The organism is Bradyrhizobium sp. 141 (assembly GCF_023074055.1).
Taxonomy (GTDB): domain Bacteria; phylum Pseudomonadota; class Alphaproteobacteria; order Rhizobiales; family Xanthobacteraceae; genus Bradyrhizobium.
This window is the reverse complement of the sequence record NZ_JADPKR010000104.1, coordinates 55415-75035: the sequence shown is the minus strand read 5'-3', so window position 1 is coordinate 75035 and position 19621 is coordinate 55415. Positions and strand designations below refer to the sequence as shown.

Genomic DNA, 19621 nt, shown 5'->3' with positions numbered 1-19621 from the left:
TGAAAACATCGCCAGCCCTCTATGCTCATTTGTTATAGCGTATGAAGTAGCCTTCCAGGATTGGCAAGCATGGATTTCCGGCAGCTCAGGACCTTCAGTTGCGTGGCGGAGCTCGGCAGTCTCTCCAAGGCCTCCGACACCTTGCGCGTGGCGCAGCCGGCGCTGAGCCGCCAGATCAAGCTCTTGGAACACGAGCTGCGCACCGAGCTGTTCACCCGCAACGGCCGCGGCATGGTGCTGACCGAAGCCGGCCGGCTGCTGCTGGCACGCACCTCCGGCATCGTGCGGCAGATCGACCAGATCCGCGACGACATCCAGTCGGCCAAGGGGCCGCCGTCGGGCCAGGTCGTGCTCGGGCTTGTTCCAACCGTGAGCTGCGTGCTGTCCGCGCGCTTTGCGCGACGCTGCGTCGAAAAGTTTCCCGGCATCTCGCTGCGCATCGTCGAGAGCTACAGCGGTCACCTGGTCGAATGGTTGCATCGCGGCGAGATGGACCTTGCCATCCTCTACGGCCGCTCGGCCGATCTGCATCTCAATGTCGAGAGCCTCGGCCGCGACAACATCGTCGCAGTCGGCCCGCGCGGCTGCGGCCTCGCACGCAAGAAGAGCGTCGACATCGGCTGGCTGCTGCGGCAACGGCTGGTGTTGCCCTCTCATTCGCACGGCCTCCGCGCGCTGATCGAGCACGCGGCCGCCCAGCGCAAGATCAAGCTCGACGTCCAGCTCGAGGCGGATTCGTTTCGCGTGCTGACGAGCCTGGTCGAGGAAGGCCTCGGCTTCGCGCTGCTGCCGCCCTCTTCGGTCCACGGCGAGGTTGCCGACGGACGGCTGGAAACCGCGCCCGTATCGAAGCCGATGACGCGCGAGCTCATTTTCGCTTCTCCGATCGACCGGCCGGTCTCGACGGCCTCGCTCGCCGTCACCGCGCTGCTGCGCGAGGAGGTCGCCGCCTGCCGCAAGGAAGGCGTGTGGGACATCAGATTGAGTTAGATGCGCCGATGTCGTAGAACAGTCAGGCGCCGACTTGCCTTCGCATCTGGCGCGAGCTGTCATGCCGAAATTTTATAGCTGGGCTAGGGGGCTGCGCGTCTGACGCGCAAGTGTCTCCAATAGCTCGTCATTGCGAGCGCAGCGAAGCAATCCAGGAATCCCTCGGCGGTGATAGTCTGGATTGCTTCTTCGCAAGAGCTCCTCGCAATGACGGAGGATTGAGCTCAGGCCGGAATCCGCACCGGCAGCGTCTCATACCCCTTGATGAAGCTGGAATAGATCCGCTTGGGCTCACCGACCACCTCGATGCGGTCGAACCGCTTCAGCATCTCTTCCCAGACGATCTTGAGCTGCAGCTCGGCGAGGCGCATGCCGACGCAGCGGTGGATGCCGAAGCCGAACGAAAGATGCGTGCGCGGCCGCGGGCGGTCGATGATGAAATCGTTCGGCTTCTCGAACATCTCCTCGTCGCGGTTGCCGGAGACGTACCACATCACGACGCGGTCGCCCTTCTTGATGTGCTTGCCGCCGATCTCAGTATCCTGGAGCGCCGTGCGCCGCATATGCGCCAGCGGCGTCTGCCAGCGGATCACCTCGGGCACCATGGAATCGATCAGCGCCGGATTCTTCCGCAGCATCTCGTACTGCTCTGGGTTCTCGTTCAGCGCCAGCACCGAGCCGGTCATGGTGTTGCGTGTGGTGTCGTTGCCGCCGACGATGAGCAGGATGATGTTGCCCATGAGATTGTCGGGGTCCATGTGGCGCGTGGCGTCGTTATGGGCCATCAGCGACAGCAGATCGTTGCGCGGCGCGGAGTTGACGCGCTCGTTCCACAACTTGGACATGTAGGCGTAGCACTCGTCCATCTCGCGGCGGCGCTCTTCGGCGGAGGCGACGATGCCGCTCTTGGGCAGCGCGGTCGAGACGTCGGACCAGCGCGTCAGCTTGCGCCGCTCCTCCCAGGGGAAGTCGAACAGGGTCGCCAGCATCTGCGTCGTCAGCTCGATCGAGACACGCTCGACGAAATTGAAGGTCTCGTTGCGTGGCAGATTGTCGAGCACCGTTTGTGAGCGCTGCCGGATCAGCTTTGCCAGCTCGTCCAGATGCGTCGGCGTGAACATCGGCGACACGGTCTTGCGCTGCGACGAATGCTTGGGCTGGTCCATGGCGATGAAGCTCGGATAGTCATAGCCTTCCGGCACGTCGCGGATCGAGATGCCGCCGAGCGTCGAGTCCGAGGAGAAGATGCCGTGATTGGTGTCGACATGCATGATGTCGTTGTATTTCACCACCGACCAATAGGGCTCGATCGGAGCGTTGGTGCAGTAATGCACCGGCTCTTCCTTGCGCAGCCGCTCGAACCACGGCCACATCGTGTCGTCCTGGAACAGCCTGGGCGCACCGGGGTGGAATTGCGACAACGGCGTCGCATAGGCCTCCTCGCGGGCCCTGCGCATGCGTTCGGCCTTGTCCACGTTAACCGGCGCTTGGATGTTCATCGTCGTGGCTCCAGTGTTGGTCCTTCGCCTCTCCCCCGTAAGAACGGGGAGAGGGAGTTTTCTCAAGCCGCAATACTCACCGGCAGCTCTTCCAGGCCCTTCACAAAACTCGAATAGACCCGCTTCGGTTCACCGACCACGTCGATATGGTCGAACCGCCTGAGGATCTCTTCCCAGATAATCTTGAGCTGGAGTTCGGCAAGCCGCAGGCCCACGCAGCGGTGGATGCCGAAGCCGAAGGACAGATGCGTCCGCGGGCGGGCGCGGTCGATGATGAAATCGTAGGGCTTCTCGATCGCTTCCTCGTCGCGGTTGCCCGAGACGTACCACATCACGACCTTGTCACCTTTCTTGATCTGCTTGCCGCGGAACTCGAAATCGGAGAGCGCGGTGCGGCGCATATGCGCCAGCGGCGTCTGCCAGCGGATCACCTCCGGCACGAAGCTGTCGAGCAAAGCGGGGTTTTCGCGCAGCTTGCGATACTGCTCCGGATGCTGGCTCAGCGCGAGAAGCGAGCCCGACATGGTGTTGCGCGTGGTGTCGTTGCCGCCGACGATCAAAAGGACGAGATTGCCGAGGAAGTTCTTCGCGTCCATGTCGCGCGTCGCGGCACCATGCGCCATCATCGAAAGCAGGTCGCTCTTCGGCGGCTGCGCGATGCGTTCTTTCCACAGGCGCGCGAAATAGCCGGCGCATTCGGTCAGCTCGGCCTGGCGCTCGTCCTCGGTGGCGACGAGACCGTCGGGCCCGGGGATCGTGGTGGCGATGTCGGACCAACGCGTCAGCTTGCGGCGGTCCTCCCAGGGAAAGTCGAACAGCACCGCCAGCATCTGCGTGGTCAGCTCGATCGAGACGCGGTCGACCCAGTCGAACACCTCGCCGCGGGGCAGGTTGTCAAGGCACTCCGCCGAGCGCTTGCGGATGTTGAGCGCAAGATTGTCCAGATGCGTCGGCGTGAACATCGGCGCCACGGTCTTGCGCTGCGCCGCGTGGCGCGGCGGGTCCATCGAGATGAAGCTCTCGCGGCGCAGGTCCGGGTCGATGTCGCGGATGGTGATGCCGCCGAGCGAGGAGGCCGAGGAGAACACCGAATGGTTGGTCTCGATCTCCATGATGTCGTTGTAGCGCGTCACCGACCAGTACGGGCCGAACATCGAGTCCTTGCAATAGTGCACGGGATCTTCGCGGCGCAGGCGATCGAAATAGGGCCAGAACGTATCGGTCCTGAACAATTCCGGATCGCCGGGATCGAATTGTTCCAGCGGCAATGTCGACGCGCGCTCGCGAAGTGCGTCGAGCTTGGCCGCACTCTCAATGGTCCCATGCATGACCGTTCTCCCTGGCATGAACCGCGCGTTCTCGTTGAATTCTGCGCTGCGGTATTTGATTTGCAATTACAGCCGGTTGTCTGCGCCGGAGCAAGGGAGACTTTTGCCACATCCAACCTTTGCGAGAGGCTGGGGTGCCGTAGCCCGGATGGAGCGGAGCGCAATCCGGGGCCGGCGTCGCTTGGGGCACGATCCCGGATTTCGCTCCGCTCCATCCGGGCTACGTGACCGTCCACCAGCGTGATCCCCCGCACACCCTTTGTCGTGAAACCATGCCAGAAACCGACTGGAATCGAGGTAAATCGAACCCGGCTGTGTTGGGGGTCGACCAATCTCTGATCTATAGTTTGATTGCAATAGACCAGCATCCCGAGGTTGCCGCCGTGAACGACATGCAATGGACCCCTATCGGCTCCGAGTCCATTCCGCCGCCGCTGCCGCCCACGGGGGTCGACTTCACCGGAAACCGCTCCGAGTTCCGCAAATTGGTCACCAAGGGTGCCATGCTGGAGCTCGTCACCTTCGGCTTCTACCGGTTCTGGCTCGTCACCGACATTCGCCGTCATCTGTGGGCGAACACCGCGGTCGACGGCGATGCCGCCGAATATACCGGCCGTGCCAAGGAGCTCCTGGTCGGCTTCCTGTTCGCGCTCGCGATCCTGGTGCCGATCTATCTCGCCTACTTCCTGATCGGCATCGAGTTCGAGCGCTGGCAGGGCTTTGCCTCGGTGCCGCTGTTCATCGGCTTCTACGCTTTCGGCCAGTTCGCGATTTTTCGCGCGCGACGCTATCGGCTGACGCGTACGGTCTGGCGCGGCGTGCGATTCTGGATGGACGGTTCCGGCTGGGCCTATTCGTTCCGCGCGATGCTATGGGGCCTGCTCGTGTTCCTGACGCTCGGCCTGGCGCTGCCATGGCGCGAGGCCGCGCTCGAACGCTACAAGATGCAGCACACCCATTACGGCGATCTCCGCGGTGATTTCGAAGGCGACGGCTGGACCTTCTTCAAGCGCGCCTGGTGGCTGTGGCTGCTCAGCCCGATCGCGCTGGTGATCTTTCCGCTCGCGCCGTTCTTCTATGCCGAATTCAAAGCGCGCGAGTGGCGCTGGTGGCTCGACGGCATCCGCATTGGCGGCGTCAGCCTGTCCTCGAACCTGCCTCATGACGCCTTCTACGGCCTGTACTGGAAGGTGATCGGCTGGTGGACGCTGCTGTCGATGGCCTTCTCCGCCTATCTCGGCGGCGGTGCCTTGCTCATGGTCACGCTGAGCGGTGTTCCGGCCGATCAGGTGTTCGGCTCCGACAATGCGGCCAAGAGCATCCCGATGGTGGTGATGATGGTGATAGGCTATTTCGCCCTGGCGCTCGCGATCAACATCGTCATGCGGGTCTATCTCCAGCGCGATCTTTGGGCCAAGGTGCTGGAGACCGTCAAGGTGCACAACATCGCGGCCGCCGCGGATGTGCGTGGCAGCGGCCAGCTTGCTAGCGCGCTCGGCGAAGGTTTTGCCGATGGGCTCGATGTCGCGGGATTCTGAGCTGTGAGTGAGTTGTCCAACGAGGCGCCGGCGCAGTCCGTAAAGCCGACCATCTTCTTCGACGGCGTGTCGAGCCGCAGGCGTCAGGTGATGCTGACGCTCGGTGATGCCCTCGAGATCGTGGAGGAGGGCGGAACGCCCGTGCGCTGGGCGTATGCCGACATCCGCCGCGCCGACAGCCCGGCCGGGATTTTGCGCCTGGCCGCGACATCCGCGCCGTCCCTGGCGCGGCTCGAAATTCGCGACGCTGCGCTCGCGGCAGATGTGATTACTCGCTGCATACGCCTCGACGAGCATCAGACCTCGCGGCGCGGTGTCGCCAAAATCGTTGGCTGGTCGGTGGCGGCCGCCGTCTCCATCGTCTGCGTCGTCCTGTTTGGCGTGCCGCTCGCCGCCGACCGTCTTGCGCCGCTGGTGCCCAAGCCAGTCGAGCGGCGCATTGGCGACGCCGCCGAAGTCCAGATGAAGACCATCTTCGGCCGCAGCGTGTGCGAAGATCCCGCAGGCAAGGCCGCGTTCACGAAGCTCGTCAACCGCCTGCGCGATGCCGCGGGTCTCGACGATGATTCCATGACTGCGGGCGTGCTGCCGACGGCGGTGCCGAACGCCTTTGCATTGCCGGGCGGCAAGGTGTTCGTGCTCAAGGGCCTGCTCGACAAGGCTGAAAGCCCCGACGAGCTCGCCGGCATCCTCGCCCACGAGCTCGGCCATCTCAAGCATCACGACAATATGCGCGGGCTGATCTACAACGGCGGCACCTCGTTCCTGATCGGCCTGTTGTTCGGCGACGTCACCGGTTCGAGCGCGGTGATCTTTGCCTCGCGCAGCCTCGTCGAAGCCTCCTATTCGCGCGAGGCCGAGACCGCCGCCGATACGTTCGCGATCGAGGTCATGCACAAGCTCGGCCGCTCGCCGAAGCCCGCGGCCGAGCTGATGTTCCGCGTCACCGGCAAGGAAGGCGGCTCCACGCTTACGACGATCCTCGCCAGTCACCCCCTGACCGAGGACCGCCTCGCCCGCATGACCAGGGAGGATCGTCCCGTCAGCGGCCCGCCACTATTGACGGACAAGGAGTGGCAGGCGCTGAAGAGCGTTTGCGGCAGCGGGAAGATCTGAGCGTTTTAGAGCGAAGTGGATACCGGTTCGCGTGAAGAAAGCGTCAGAATAAGCTTTTCGCTCACCGCGTCCCGTAAGCGCGGTCGCCGGCGTCGCCGAGGCCCGGGAGAATAAAGCCATTCTCGTCGAGGCCTTCGTCTACCGCAGCCGTCCAGATCGGCACGTCCGGATGCAAGCCGCGCAGCCGCTCGAGTCCTTCCGGAGCGGCGATCAGGCAGGCGAGGCGGATGTCTTTGGCGCCGCGCTCCTTCAACCGGTCGATGGCGGCGACCGCCGTGTTCGCGGTCGCGACCACCGGCGTCACCACGATCGCGAGGCGCTCGCTGAGATCGGACGGCGATTTGAAGAAATATTCGACCGCCGCAAAGCTGTGCGGCTCGCGATAGAGCCCGATATGGGCGACGCGCGCGGTCGGCACCAGGTCCATCATGCCGTCGACGAAGGTGGTGCCGGCGCGCAGCATCGGCACGAACACCAGCTTCTTGCCGGCGATCTTGGCCGAGTGCATCGTCGCCAGCGGCGTCTCGATGACGGTGTCGGCGAGCGGCAAATCGCGCGTCACCTCATAGCACAGCAGCATGCCGATCTCCTTGATCAGCTCCCTGAAGGATTTTGTCGAGATGGACTTGTCCCGCACCAGGGTCAGCTTGTGCTGCACCAGCGGGTGATGGACGATCGTGACGCCTTCCATAATCGGTTGCCTTTCTTCCTTCTCCCCTTGTGGGAGAAGGTGGCGCGAAGCGCCGGATGAGGGGTTCTCTCCGCGAACTCCAGTGAGAGATGAGCCCGCGGAGAGAACCCCTCACCCGGCTTCGCTGTCGCGAAGCCACCCTCTCCCACAAGGGGAGAGGGTTCAGAAAACCGTACCGTCGCTGATCACCTTGAGCGGCGGCGAACCATCGGGACGGCGCGCGAAGGCAATGGCACGGCCGGCGGCCCAGGTGCCGCCTTCCAAAATGCTGGCGAGCGGCAATGTCTCGCGCGTGCGGCCGAGCTTGGCGCGAACCAGTTCGGCGAGCCTGTCGAGCAGCGCAACCGTCAGCGCACGCCATTCCACGACGAGCAACGAATCCACCGCATGCGCGCGCTCGGCGTCCGCAGCGTCGCGCAGGCGCAGCACCTCGTGATCGACGAACAGGCCGCCATTGCGGTATTCGGCAAGTCCGGTCAGCCCGTCGATATCGATGACATTGAACCCGGCGCGCTGCAGCGGCTCGATCAGCGAATAGCTCAGCCATTGTGACAGCTTGTGCAGGGGCACGAGACCTGCCGTTCCGTCGTCCGCCTTGATCGCCGGGTGGTGCCAGCAATCGCCGAGCGGGACGCCCGCGAGCTCCAGCCGCGATGGCCAGATCGGTCCGAGCTGCTTCAGCACCGCGGACAGAATGGTGGGCGCAGCGACAGTGCCGCCGACGCCTTGCGCCGCGATGTGATCGAACAACCCGCCCGGCCGTGGCGTGTCATGCCGTCCAAAAATCTCCGGGTCATTCGCAACCTGCTTGCCCAGGCGCTGCAGCAGATCCGCACGCCCTTCGAGGCCGAGCAGAGGGTTGGCATCGCTGACCTGAAACGCAGAGGTGAGGGAGGCGGGGGGCAGCTGCGCGAGCACATCCGCATCGGCCCTCAAGGGCGAACCGGCATCGCGCGAAAAAAGACCGTTCGCGAACATGTCGAGGCTGGCGATCGCGAGCCCCTCGGACCGGCCGATGCTTTCTCCTGTCACAGCGTCGCGATATCGCCACGCCGCGCCCGCGCCCGCATCGAGCAGCACGCTGACGATCGCAAGGTCGAATTCCGCGCGCGCCCTTGCCGCGCGATCCGGCCACGAGACCATATTCGCAAGGCCGGCCCAGCGATCGACGCCGCCAATCACAAAGTGCCGCCAGCGTGCGTGGAAGGGCACGTCCAGCGTCGGATAGGCTTTGCGCGTGACCGCGAGCACGGCCTCGGCAACGCCATCCATGCGGTCGAGATCAACAGTGAAGTGGCTCAAGCCGCCGGCAAGGCCAATCTCGAGCATCTCGCCGGCCCGCGCGCGAACCGCTGTTGCGGTGAGCAGCGCGCGCGCCTGTCGTTCCAAAACCCCCGCCATCGCGCGATCAATATTTTTCCAGCGAACGACCGACCACGCCATCCACGTCCTTCTCGGGCGCGATGTCGGTCGAGTAATAGCCGGCGGCCTTCTTGGCGGCGATCTCGACATAGGCGTCGGCCGGGATCAGCTCCGGCGGGATCGGCACGCGCTCGACGATGTCGATGCCCTGCGAAGTCAGCGCGTCATGTTTCATGTCGCTCATCGAGAGGAAGCGGTCGATCCGCTTCAAGCCGAGCCAGTGGATCGTATCCGGCATCAATTGCTGGAAGCGCGCGTCCTGGACGCCGGCTACGCATTCTGTGCGTTCGAAATAGGCCGCGGCCGCATCGCCGTCCTCCTGGCGCTTGCGCGCGTTGTAGACCAGGAATTTGGTGACCTCGCCGAGCGCGCGGCCTTCCTTGCGATTGTAGACGACGAGCCCGAGCCCACCGTCCTGAGCGCCGCGCGCGGATTCCTCGATGCCGTGGATGAGGTAGGGCCGGCAGGTGCAGATGTCGGAGCCGAACACGTCGGAGCCGTTACACTCATCATGCACGCGGCAGGTGATCTTGGTGCGATGGTCGGGCAGTTTTGTCACGTCGCCGAACATATAGACCGTGGTGCCGCCGATCGGCGGCAGGAACACCTTCATGTCTGGCCGCGTCACGAGCTCGGGGAACATGCCGGCGGTCTGCTCGAAAAGCGTACGCCGCAGCTCGGTCTCGGCGGTGCCGAAGCGCGCCGCAAGGCCGGGCAGGTACCAGACCGGATCGATCGCGATCTTCACCACCGAAACGCTGCCATTGGCGTGCACGACCTCGCCGTCGGCGCGCAGCCGTTTTGCCGCGAGCGCCTCGCGGATCTCCGGCAGGTCGAGCCGCGCCCGCGTCACCGCGATGCTCGGTCGGATGTCGACACCCTCCGCAATGTCCTTGCCGAAGTTCTCGGCGACGAGATGTCCCCACGGATCGAGCGCGACGATCTTTGCCGGATCTTGCCACTGCTCGAACGGGCCGATGGTCGCCGCCGGAAATGTGTTGGTGAGGTCTGGCCGCCGGATCGGATCGAGCGCGCCAGCGGACACCGCGAGTGCGCGGTACATCGCATAGGAGCCGCCATGGCTGCCGATCACGTTGCGATCACCAGTGCGCGACACCGTGCCGATGACCGGTCCGCGGGCGCGCGCGTCGGCCGCGCCCCAGTGGATCGGAAAGGCGGACTTCTTGCCCGGCTCCGGATGCGAGGTCAGGCGGATATGGTCGGTACGGTTCGCGCGGCTCATGACCAAACTCCCAAAAAGCCAACGGCCCGCCGCTCGGACGGGCCTTGGCTCGGTCGCGTTGCCGGTTGAGGAACACCGGCGACGCAAGCTCAATCCAACATAGTGTAGCGGCAAGGCACGACAGACAAGTTAATCGTACGGGCGGTCCAAAGGCCCGTTTCCGCCGCCGCTCCGATCAGTGAACGACGCCGGAACGTTCCCTATATCTATGTAATTGTTCGAATTTTTGAAGGGGCGCGCGGCGCCTCCGCCGTCCAAACAGGTGACTGGATAAAACCTGATTATTCGGACATATCGACCGGATCGGCTCTGCCCCGGAGACTGCCATGCCCGCCAGCTACATCGATCCCCGCAACGGCCAGCTCTATTCCCTTGACCAGCCACGCTGGTGCTCGGACGAGCGCACGCCGCTGCTGGTGACGCCGGGGGCGGGGATCTCGCGCGAGGAGATCGACACCCGCACGCGCTCGCTCTGGCGCTACCGGGCGGCGCTGCCGGTCGAGATCAAAAATCCGATCACGCTCGGCGAAGGCTGCACGCCGCTGGTCCAGCAGGACTGGGGCGATCTCCGCCCGCTGTTCAAGCTCGAATGGTTCAACCCGACCGGCAGCTTCAAGGACCGCGGCTCCGCCGTGATGTTGTCCTTCCTGCGGCAGATCGGGGTCGATGCCATTCTGGAGGACTCGTCGGGCAATGGCGGCTCGTCGATGGCGGGGCTGGGGGCTGCCGGCGGCATGCGCGTGAAGATTCTGGCGCCGGCCTCGACCTCGCCGGCCAAGATCGCGCAGGTGCGTGCCTATGGCGCCGCGGTGCAGCTTGTCGAGGGACCACGCGAGGAATCGGAGGCCGAGGCCATCCGCCAGTCGAGCCAGACCTTTTATGCCAGCCACAATTGGCAGCCGTTTTTTCTGGAAGGCACCAAATCGCTCGCCTATGAGATCTGGGAAGATCTCGGCTTTCGCGCGCCCGACAACGTCATCGTTCCCGTCGGCGCCGGCAGCAGTCTCTTGGGCTGCGCCTTTGGCTTCCGCGAGCTGCGCAAGGCCGGTCAGATCGCAAAGCTGCCGCGCCTGTTCGCGGCGCAGCCACAAAATTGTTCGCCGATCGATGCCAGCTTCAAGGCCGGTGTCGACACGCCTGTACCCCGCGAGGTGACCAAGACCATCGCCGAAGGCACAGCCATCAAGAATCCGCTGCGCCTGCGCGAGATCATCGGCGCCTTGCGCGAGAGCGGCGGCGGCACCGTCGCGCTCACCGAGGAGGAGATTGTCGCCGCCCTGCGGCGTCTTGCTCGGCAAGGCCTGTTCGCCGAGCCGACCAGCGCCAGCGCGGCGGCAGCGCTCGACAAACTCTCCGCGGCTGGAGCCATCAAGGCAAACGAGACCACGGTCGCGGTCCTCACCGGCACCGGGCTGAAGGCGGCAACGACCGTGGCCGATCTCGTGCAGTAAGTGTGTTCTTCCTTCTCCCCTTGTGGGAGAAGGTGGCGCGAAGCGCCGGATGAGGGGTATGTCTCCGCACACTTAAATGAGAATTGTGCTCGCCGAGAGATACCCCTCACCCGTCTCGCCGCTCCGCGGCGAGCCACCCTCTCCCACAAGGGGAGAGGGGAAGAATCGTCACTCCGCGTAGAAACACCTCACTCCTTCAAATCATTCACCTGCTTCACCCACGCGCGCACGTCGGTGAGCACGGCCGGCAGCACCGCCTTCACCTCGGCGACGGTCATGCCTGCCTTGATGCGGGGGTCGTACAGCAAATTCAGGATGTGCTGATCGTAGACGTCGAAATAGCCCATCGAGACGTTGTCGTTGAACATGGTCCAGGGCACGCTCGCGGTGTCGTTGATGGGCCCAAGCGATTGCAGCAGCTCCTCGTAGGCGCAGTCGAGGAAGACGAAGTCGCCATTGTCGACGGTGAGGATGACGTCGGAATGCTCGATCTCGAAATTGTCGTTCTTGCGGAAGCCGGACAGGCATTGCGGGTCGAGCGAGGTGCGGATCTCGCGCGCCTTCTCCGCGCCGTAGAAGCTCGAGATGGTGCGGAAGAGATCTCGGTCGCGCACCAGCTTCACGCGCACATTCGCCGCTTCGTTGGTGTCGATCATGGCGATGTCGAGATGCTGCACGCGCTTGCCGATATCGGCTACGACCTTTGCGAGCTGCGCCTTGCGGTCAGTGCGGTCGCTCTCGGCGAACACGCGCACCGGTCCGTCGAATTTGCGGATGCGGTCGACGCGGCCGGCGAGGTGATATTCGGCGCCGAACGCCGTCTTCAGGAAGCCGTCGACGATCTCGCCGTCGGTAAAACTCTTTTTCTCGGTGCGCTGGCGCGACGAGATCGCGGGCAATTCGCCCGCGGCGGCCATGGTAGCGGTGTCAGGCACCAATGTGAGCGCGGCGAGCACCAGGAGGGCGATGCGAAGGCCAGGCGCGGGCGAGTGGAGTGCGCTCATCGTCGTACGACGCTGCCGCATTCGCGTCGCGCACACAAGTCCGCAAATTCACGCGCTCAGCGGGTTCCCGCTGTGTTCAAACACGGTGCCGTAGGGTGGGCAAAGGCGCGAAAGCGCCGTGCCCACCATCTCTCGACAATAACCAAAGAATTGGTGGGCACGCTTCGCTTTGCCCACCCTACGGCAGTTCACTCGGCTCTAGTTATTCAGAACCACCACCGTGGTACCGACCGCGACGCGGCCGTAGAGATCGCTGACGTCGTCATTGGTCATGCGGAAGCAGCCAGAGGAGACCGCCTGGCCGATCGTTTCCGGCTCGTTGGAGCCGTGGATGCGGTAGAGGGTCGAGCCCAGATACATCGCGCGCGCGCCGAGCGGATTGTCGACGCCGCCCTTCATGTGGCGCGGCAGGTCGGGCCGGCGGGCCAGCATTTGCGAGGGCGGCGTCCAGTCCGGCCATTCCTTCTTGGCGGTGATCCTGTGGACCCCGCCCCAGCGGAAGCCGTCACGGCCGACGCCGATGCCGTAGCGCAGCGCCTGGCCGTTCTGGAGCACCAGATACAGCCGCCGCTCGCTCGTGTTCACCACGATCGTGCCGGGCGCGTAATTGCCGTTATACATGACGGTGGTGCGGGGGACGGGATTGGCGCCGGAACGGAAGAAGTTCGGGCCGCCGCCCATGATGTCGCGCGAGTCGAACTCTTCGGCGACCGCGCCGCCCGCCGCGGCCGACAGCAGTGCGATGGCGGCAATCGGCGCGGCAAAAAACCGAATCATTGTATCCCCCAGCAAAAAATCGATTCAACAAAGGCCACAGGCCATATTTGCGGGCTTTTCGCAAGCCACGGCCCCGTGAGGGACATCATCCGCCGCGGTCGTTATCAAATCGGCAACCATGCCACCGGCGCATCGTCGCGCGGGGCAGGGCAGCGATGCCGCCTCTTGCTTTGACGGAACGCGCGAACAATGATTGATCGAACGGATATTTGGACATGGCCGGTTGCGGGAGCCTCTGATGAACGGTGCGGAAAGCCTGGTGCGGACGATGGTCAAGGGTGGGGTGGATGTCTGCTTCACCAATCCAGGCACCTCCGAGATGCATTTTGTCGCAGCGCTCGACCGCGTCCCCGGCATGCGCTGCGTGCTCGGCCTGTTCGAAGGCGTGGTGACTGGCGCCGCCGACGGCTATTTCCGCATGAAGGGAACGCCGGCCTCGACGCTGCTGCATCTCGGTCCCGGCCTCGCCAACGGCCTTGCCAATCTGCACAACGCCAAGAAGGCCAATTCCGGCATCGTCAATATCGTCGGCCAGCATGCGGTCTACCACATCGGCTTCAACGCGCCGCTGACGTCCGACATCGAGGGCCTGGCCCGGCCGATGTCGTCCTGGGTCCGCACCTCGCCGGATGCCAAATCGGTTGCCGCTGACGGTGCCGCAGCCATTGCCGCCGCCAAGAGCGCGCCGCCGCAGATCGCGACCCTGATCCTGCCCGCCGACACCGCCTGGAACGAGGCCGACGGCATTGCCGAGGTTCCGGCCGAGCAGCGGCGCGCGAGCTATTCGCCGCAGGCGGTCGAGCAGGCCGCAAAAATCCTGCATGGCGACGGCGAGGGCACGCTGCTGCTGATGACCGGCAGCGCGCTGAGCGAGCAGGGCCTGGCGCTGGCCGAGCGCATCGCCGCCAAGACGGGCTGCACCGTGATGGGCCCGACCTTCCGTCCCAAGATGGCGCGCGGCCGCGGCCGTTACTCGATCGACCGCATTCACTACGTGATCGAGAACGCGCTGCCGATGCTGGCCAAGTTCCGTCACATCGTGCTGGTCGAGTCCGACGATCCCGTGGCGTTCTTCGCCTATCCGAACAGGCCGAGCATGCTCAAGCCCGAGGGCTGCGACGTCCATCGCATGACCTCCTGGGGCGAGAACTCGGTCGCAGCGCTCGAAGCGCTGGCCGGCGCCGTGAAGGCGAGCGCCAAGGACGTCAAGCCGCAGGCGTCGCAGGAACTGCTCAAGCCGACCGGCGCGCTGACCCACGCCTCGATCGCGCAGTCGATCGCCTACGCGATCCCCGAGAACGCGATCCTGGTCGACGAATCGCTCACCACCGGCCGCGCGTTCTTCCCGCCGACGGCGGCCGCCGCGCCGCACGACTGGCTGCAGAACATGGGCGGCTCGATCGGCTTCTCGACGCCGCTCTCGATCGGTGCGGCGATCGCCTGTCCCGACCGCAAAGTGATCTGCATGGTCGGCGACGGCAGCGCGATGTACACGATCCAGTCGCTGTGGACGCAGGCGCGCGAGAACCTCAACATCGTCACCATCGTGTTCGCCAACCGCATCTACCAGATCCTGCGCGGCGAGTTCGACAATGTCGGCGCCGGCGAGCCCGGCCAGCGCGCCAACGACATGCTGCGGCTCGACCGTCCGACGCTGGATTTCGTGGCGCTGGCCAAGGGCATGGGCGTGCCCGGCCGCGCCGTCACCAATGCCGACGAGTTCAACAAGGCGCTGGCCGAGGCCGTCGCCGAGCCCGGGCCGCGGCTGATCGAAGTCCAGATGTAAAGGCGGCGCCGCACGCGCCAAAGGCCCGGAGGCACGATGCAGACCGAGCTGAACAAGGTGATCGCGGCGCTCCGGGACTTCTACGCCCACGAAGGCTTCCTGTTCGAGAAGGACATCGGCGAGCGCGCGGTCACGCACCGCTTCGCCGTGCATCTGGAGAAGCAGTTCTCCGGCTGGTCGGTCGATTGCAACTACGACCGGCTCGGCGAGCGTACGCTGCACCTGCCGCACGGCACCATCATCTCGACCGACGACCATCTGGGAAAGTCGATCTACCCTGATGTCGCCGTGCATCAGCGCGAGATCCCGAACAATCTGCTCATTGTCGAGATCCGCAAGGCGAGCAATCACACGCCGCTGGAGCACGATCAGCACAAGCTGCGCGCGCTGACCGACGTGCACGTCTGGTTTCCGTATTGGATCGGCGTGCTGCTGGTGCTGGACCGGCACCACGTGACGATGTCGGAAGTCTATGTCAGCGGGCTCGTCGACGAGGCGCAGTCGCGCTGGTTCGAGACGCGGCTCGCAGAGATCGACCTCGGCGCAGCGCAGTAGCGCGTGTCCTCATAGGGGCAGATTGCGAGGGCCAAAGCGGAAGTCCTCCGCCACATTCGCGCGGAGCTTTTTCAATCAAGTCCGCATGTCCTTGTTGCAGCTCCTCGGTTGCGCAAGGGAGCCATATGCCAATGTGCGAAAGCGAACAGAGCTCATTGCCGAAATTTCCTAGACTGCGGGCGCTTGGCCTTCCCAAGGTCCAAGCACCTCCAGCGGCCCCGGCCTCCACCCCTCAGAAGCCCCCACGGCCGGGGCCGTCACTGGCGATCATCGAAGTTCGGCCTGACCTCACCGCCGCGGTGCCGCAATCGGTGCAGATGAAGCGCGCCTCGATATCAGACAGCCGCCACCTCAATGCCTCCCGCGATGTCGCTCTCTACGCGCTCGCGACATATCAGTGGGAACTGCAGCCTCGCCACCGCATTTGCGACTTGCACAGTTTTCCCGGTTATCGGGCGGGGTCTCTTGCGTGTCGTAGGGCCTACAATGGATGCTGATGATCGCACGGCTGTTCTGAAACAGCGTTTCGACTGGCTTCTTTCCGAGTTTTCAGAGTTAGAAGACTTGCGAATGCGCGTGAGCGCAGCCGAGCGTATTGCAAGACAGGCAGAGCCTCGAGCGGGAACCGGACGAAGCAATTCGCCAAACGACTAAACCAGAATAATTATCGGCAAGCTCGAATCCACGCTGGCGCGGCCACCATGGAAATGACGGTTGGAACCTGATCCGTAGGGCCGCGGTTGTGCGACGAGATGTCCCCAGCGGCATTAAACCTCAGAGCTGCGCTGACAACGCCTTCCTGCACGACGTATGAAATCAGCGCTCCCTCGCCGTCTCGATCTTGGCTGTGCGGAGCGTCCAGCCAATCGACCGCCGCGGCCATCGGGTCAAAGGAGCTCATCGTCCTACCTACTTGCCAACACAAGCAGGCTGATAGGACAGTTCAATGAACGATCACGAAATGTGGATCAGACCCGACTGAGACATCGGGCCGCGCCCTTCTGGCCTTGGGCCAGGCCCAATCTCTTCCTTATATCAGTTTGCTTAGCAGAGCCGATATTGTGCTTCGTCCAGTGCTTAGGGGCGAGCGATGCGACGGCGAGAGATCATAGCAGCGATTGCCACTATGGTAGCAGCCTGGCCGCTCGCGGCGCGGGCTCAGCGAGGTGCGCGAAAGCCCTGGCGCGTCGGACACTTGATCGGAGGGACGCCGGCCGGATCGTCGCGGGTCAGTGTCGGGCTCATCGAGGGGCTGCGCGATTTGGGCTATATTGAGGGGCGCGACTACGTCGTCGAATACCGCTATGCCGAAGGACGTTACGACAGATTTCCCGAACTTGCCGCCGAGCTGGTTCGCTTGAATGTCGATGTTGTCGTCTTAGGCACGCCTGCGGCCATTTCCGCGATGCGGAACGCAACGAGCACCATACCGATCATCATGAGTAACGTGAGCGATCCGGTTGGTAGCGGCTTCGTCTCCAGCCTTGCGAGGCCAGGTGGCAATGTCACCGGCCTTGCGACCTCACACGAGAGCACGATTTCCAAGCAGATTGAATTTTTATCGGAGATCCTGCCCAAGCTCGCGCGTATCGGCGTTCTTGCCAACCCGGATAGCCCGACGACCGTACCGGGGCTCGCAACGGCTCAGGCGGCGGCTCAACGAACCGTTATTGAGATATGGCGAGCGGATGCGCGCAACGAAGACGAGATCGATAATGCCTTCATTCATTTTGCCCAACAGCGTGTCGAGGCCGTTGTCGTCATCACTGATGCCGTCTTCGCCCTGCATCGCAGACGTATTGCGGAGCTCGCGATGAAGGCCAACCTGCCAACGACGTTTGGCCACCGCGAATATGTGGTCGACGGAGGGACTCTCAGTTATGGATACGACATCAAGGATTTCCTCCGCCGCTCGGCGGCGCTCGTCGACAAGATATTCAAGGGAGCCAATCCTGCTGATTTGCCGATCGAGCAGCCCACACGGTTCTTTCTGACAGTCAACCTCAAAACGGCGAAGGCGATCGGACTGAAGCTTCCTGAATCGTTCCTGATGCGCGCCGACGAGGTGATTGAATAAGACCGGGTACGCTGGGATTACTCACAGCAGCAATTGGCCCTTGCTGCTTTCCTGTTTCGACGCTTTCAAAGCGAGAACGGACATCGCTGATCTAGCTTCGTTCGTCCGCCTGTGATCCCAAGTCGACAAATGGAGCGGATTATAGTCATTCGAGCACCTCATCGGCGCGCATAAGAACACTATCTGAAATGCTAACACCCAGCGACTTGGCCGCCCTGAGGTTGATAATCAGGTCAAACTTCACGGGTTGCTGAATAGGCATGTCTGCTGGCGTTGCTCCGCGCAAAATCTTGTCCGTATACTCTGCAGCCCGACTGAAAAGGTCGCTGAAGTTCGGTCCGTACGAGAGCAAGCCCCCAGCGTCGACGAATTCTCTGAATGCGAAGATGGTCGGGATTTTGGCGGAGGCGGTCGCCGCAATTATTTGGCTTTTGTTGGCGTTGGTAAGAGGCTCGCTGTAAACATATAGCGCATCGGTGTGGCCGGACAATTTGGCCATCGCAGGCTCAATGTCGTTGGCTGTCGCTATCTCGATCACATTGAGCTCTATGTTCATTCTTGCGGATGCGACCCGCATACCGGCGAGCTCTTGCTTTAGGCCTGCATAATTGATGTTGACCAATGCAGCGAGACGCCGAACGCTCGGAATAGCCTCCCTTAGTAGTTCGAGACGTTTGCTGCTCAGCTCACCTGGCTGGATGGAAAGTCCCGTCACGTTGCCGCCGGGTCGAGAGAGGCTTGCGGCAAAGCCGTTGGCTACGGCATCCCCGTAGGCTGCAAATACAATCGGGATGGTAGACGTTGCCTGTTTGGCGGCCACTACACCGTATGCCGACGTGACGATTACATCGACCTTCTGCCGCACGAAATCGCCTGCAAACTCCTCAGTCTTCTGTACATCCCCAGCCGCCCACTTGTACTCGATCCTGACATTGCGCCCGTCTGCCCATCCGAGTTCTGACAGCCGCTGCGCGAAGGTCGTCACCCATGCCCCGTGCGAGGCCTGCGATCCTGCCACTAGGAAGCCAAGTACCGGTCGCTTGACTGATTGTTGCGCGAAGCTTCGGATCGGCCTGGCAGTTGCCGCACCTACGAGAAGAGTCAGGAGCTGCCTGCGTTTCATCCGATGTTCCAGTGCCCGCATTCTAGCTTGTCACATCCCCGACCAATTGGGTAACGCAATTCTCGCTTCGTTCAGGCCTGTTTGCTGGGGCTGTGGCGGCGCGCGCGTCATGCGCGCACGCCGCCGCTTCATCAGTAAGAGTAGGGCTGCGAATACGCGTACCGCGGATTGATGCCGCAATAGGCCGATGTGCCGGAGGCGCTCGCCGCACATTGCTGGTAGCTCGCGAACTGGCAGTTGCCGGGATAGCCCCAGCTGCGGCCTTGCAGGCAGTATCTGTCGCTGGCGGCCTGGGCCGGAGCTGCCGACAACGACGCGGCGATCAAGGTTGCGAACGATGCAAGCGTGAGGATGGTGCGACGCATTTCAGTCTCCTTCGATTGTGGGGCGGAACGCCGGGCCTTGGCGTTCCCGTGGCCTGTCTGACGCACGGTCATGCTGTGTTGGTCGCCGCGACGCCGGATGCGTTCGAGGCGAGGTACATCGTGACGCAGCCGGTGGCGAGCAATGTGATCTCGGCCACAGTTCTCACGCAGGATCAGACCTAATGTTGACAGACTTGCAGGCGTCGATGCCGCAGGCCTAGGTTTGGCCTGGTTCGGACGAGGCAATTTTGGAGGTTCTGATGCAAAAGTCATACTTGCTGGCCGCGACAGCGGCGCTGGCGCTCATCATGCAAACACCGCTCGCGTCGGCCCAGACCGCGCCCGCTGCCGGCGGAACCGCGGCGCCTGCGGCGACAAGCACTGCGCCGGCAACGACGGCGGCACCGGCTGCGGCCACCGACAGCTCCAGCCAGCCGACCGACTCCAAGAAGAGCGCGTCGAAGAAGCCGGCGAAGAAAAAGATGACGCGGCAGCAGGAGATCGATCACTCGGTCGACAGCGGCACCGTGCCCGCGCGCTATCGCAGCTCGGTGCCCAAGCAGTACCAGCAATATATTCCGTTCGATAAGCAGTAGCCGATCGCATGGCGGCGCGACGTGCTCAGCCGTTGCGCCGCCGGCACCTTCGAGGGACGC

At 63.5% G+C, this 19621-nt stretch carries 17 protein-coding genes; 8 read left to right on the top strand and 9 right to left on the bottom strand.

What is annotated here, in order from left to right; genetic code table 11:
- The first annotated feature begins 69 nt into the window (after nt 1-69).
- Entirely contained in the window at nt 70-990 is a 921-nt protein-coding gene (locus IVA81_RS33430) for a LysR substrate-binding domain-containing protein (protein WP_247326208.1), read from the top strand.
- Nucleotides 991-1214: 224 nt separating this feature from the next.
- On the opposite strand, the gene IVA81_RS33425 is transcribed toward IVA81_RS33430, so the two are convergent.
- Both IVA81_RS33425 and IVA81_RS33420 read right to left on the bottom strand, forming a co-directional pair.
- On the bottom strand, nt 1215-2489 hold the full coding sequence (locus tag IVA81_RS33425; RefSeq protein WP_247326206.1) for a cytochrome P450: 1275 nt from the start codon (nt 2487-2489) through the stop codon (nt 1215-1217).
- Between the two features lie 62 nt (nt 2490-2551).
- Entirely contained in the window at nt 2552-3817 is a 1266-nt protein-coding gene (locus IVA81_RS33420; protein ID WP_247326204.1) for a cytochrome P450, read from the bottom strand.
- Between the two features lie 383 nt (nt 3818-4200).
- On the opposite strand from IVA81_RS33420, the gene IVA81_RS33415 reads away from it, so the two are divergent.
- Both IVA81_RS33415 and IVA81_RS33410 read left to right on the top strand, forming a co-directional pair.
- Entirely contained in the window at nt 4201-5355 is a 1155-nt protein-coding gene (locus IVA81_RS33415) for a YjgN family protein (RefSeq protein ID WP_247326202.1), read from the top strand.
- A 3-nt stretch (nt 5356-5358) separates the two neighbouring features.
- Complete coding sequence (locus IVA81_RS33410; protein ID WP_247326201.1) at nt 5359-6471, top strand: M48 family metallopeptidase; 1113 nt, start codon at nt 5359-5361, stop codon at nt 6469-6471.
- 61 nt (nt 6472-6532) lie between these two features.
- On the opposite strand, the gene upp is transcribed toward IVA81_RS33410, so the two are convergent.
- The 3 genes from upp to IVA81_RS33395 form a co-directional block, all read right to left on the bottom strand.
- Nucleotides 6533-7162, bottom strand: a complete 630-nt coding sequence (upp, locus tag IVA81_RS33405) for a uracil phosphoribosyltransferase (protein ID WP_247326200.1) — start codon at nt 7160-7162, stop codon at nt 6533-6535.
- 162 nt (nt 7163-7324) lie between these two features.
- Nucleotides 7325-8563 (bottom strand): URC4/urg3 family protein, encoded by a 1239-nt coding sequence (locus tag IVA81_RS33400; protein WP_247326199.1) that lies wholly within the window; start codon nt 8561-8563, stop codon nt 7325-7327.
- Between the two features lie 7 nt (nt 8564-8570).
- Complete coding sequence (locus IVA81_RS33395) at nt 8571-9827, bottom strand: GTP cyclohydrolase II (RefSeq protein WP_247326198.1); 1257 nt, start codon at nt 9825-9827, stop codon at nt 8571-8573.
- 326 nt (nt 9828-10153) lie between these two features.
- Between IVA81_RS33395 and IVA81_RS33390 the strand changes: the two genes are divergently transcribed.
- Nucleotides 10154-11278 carry a threonine synthase gene (locus IVA81_RS33390; RefSeq protein ID WP_247326197.1) on the top strand — a complete coding sequence of 375 codons (1125 nt, stop codon included), beginning with the start codon at nt 10154-10156 and terminating at the stop codon, nt 11276-11278.
- Between the two features lie 188 nt (nt 11279-11466).
- Here IVA81_RS33390 and IVA81_RS33385 read toward each other — a convergent pair whose 3' ends face one another.
- Nucleotides 11467-12282, bottom strand: a complete 816-nt coding sequence (locus IVA81_RS33385) for a DUF2927 domain-containing protein (RefSeq protein WP_247326196.1) — start codon at nt 12280-12282, stop codon at nt 11467-11469.
- Nucleotides 12283-12480: 198 nt separating this feature from the next.
- Nucleotides 12481-13059, bottom strand: a complete 579-nt coding sequence (locus IVA81_RS33380; RefSeq protein WP_247326195.1) for a L,D-transpeptidase — start codon at nt 13057-13059, stop codon at nt 12481-12483.
- A gap of 238 nt (nt 13060-13297) precedes the next feature.
- On the opposite strand from IVA81_RS33380, the gene IVA81_RS33375 reads away from it, so the two are divergent.
- The 3 genes from IVA81_RS33375 to IVA81_RS33365 all read left to right on the top strand — a co-directional run bounded on the left by IVA81_RS33375 (nt 13298) and on the right by IVA81_RS33365 (nt 17477).
- The gene (locus IVA81_RS33375) at nt 13298-14845 is read left to right on the top strand and encodes an acetolactate synthase large subunit (RefSeq protein ID WP_247326194.1); all 1548 of its coding nucleotides are present in this window, start codon (nt 13298-13300) and stop codon (nt 14843-14845) included.
- A 36-nt stretch (nt 14846-14881) separates the two neighbouring features.
- Nucleotides 14882-15400: a hypothetical protein gene (locus IVA81_RS33370; RefSeq protein ID WP_247326192.1), complete on the top strand. Its 519-nt coding sequence runs from the start codon at nt 14882-14884 to the stop codon at nt 15398-15400.
- 1126 nt (nt 15401-16526) lie between these two features.
- On the top strand, nt 16527-17477 hold the full coding sequence (locus IVA81_RS33365) for an ABC transporter substrate-binding protein (protein ID WP_247326191.1): 951 nt from the start codon (nt 16527-16529) through the stop codon (nt 17475-17477).
- A 145-nt stretch (nt 17478-17622) separates the two neighbouring features.
- Here the strand turns inward: IVA81_RS33365 and IVA81_RS33360 are convergent, their stop codons facing one another.
- Both IVA81_RS33360 and IVA81_RS33355 read right to left on the bottom strand, forming a co-directional pair.
- On the bottom strand, nt 17623-18600 hold the full coding sequence (locus IVA81_RS33360) for an ABC transporter substrate-binding protein (RefSeq protein ID WP_247326190.1): 978 nt from the start codon (nt 18598-18600) through the stop codon (nt 17623-17625).
- A gap of 131 nt (nt 18601-18731) precedes the next feature.
- Nucleotides 18732-18965: a DUF3551 domain-containing protein gene (locus tag IVA81_RS33355; protein WP_247326189.1), complete on the bottom strand. Its 234-nt coding sequence runs from the start codon at nt 18963-18965 to the stop codon at nt 18732-18734.
- A gap of 260 nt (nt 18966-19225) precedes the next feature.
- Between IVA81_RS33355 and IVA81_RS33350 the strand changes: the two genes are divergently transcribed.
- Nucleotides 19226-19561 carry a hypothetical protein gene (locus IVA81_RS33350; protein WP_247326188.1) on the top strand — a complete coding sequence of 112 codons (336 nt, stop codon included), beginning with the start codon at nt 19226-19228 and terminating at the stop codon, nt 19559-19561.
- Nucleotides 19562-19621 lie beyond the last annotated feature (60 nt).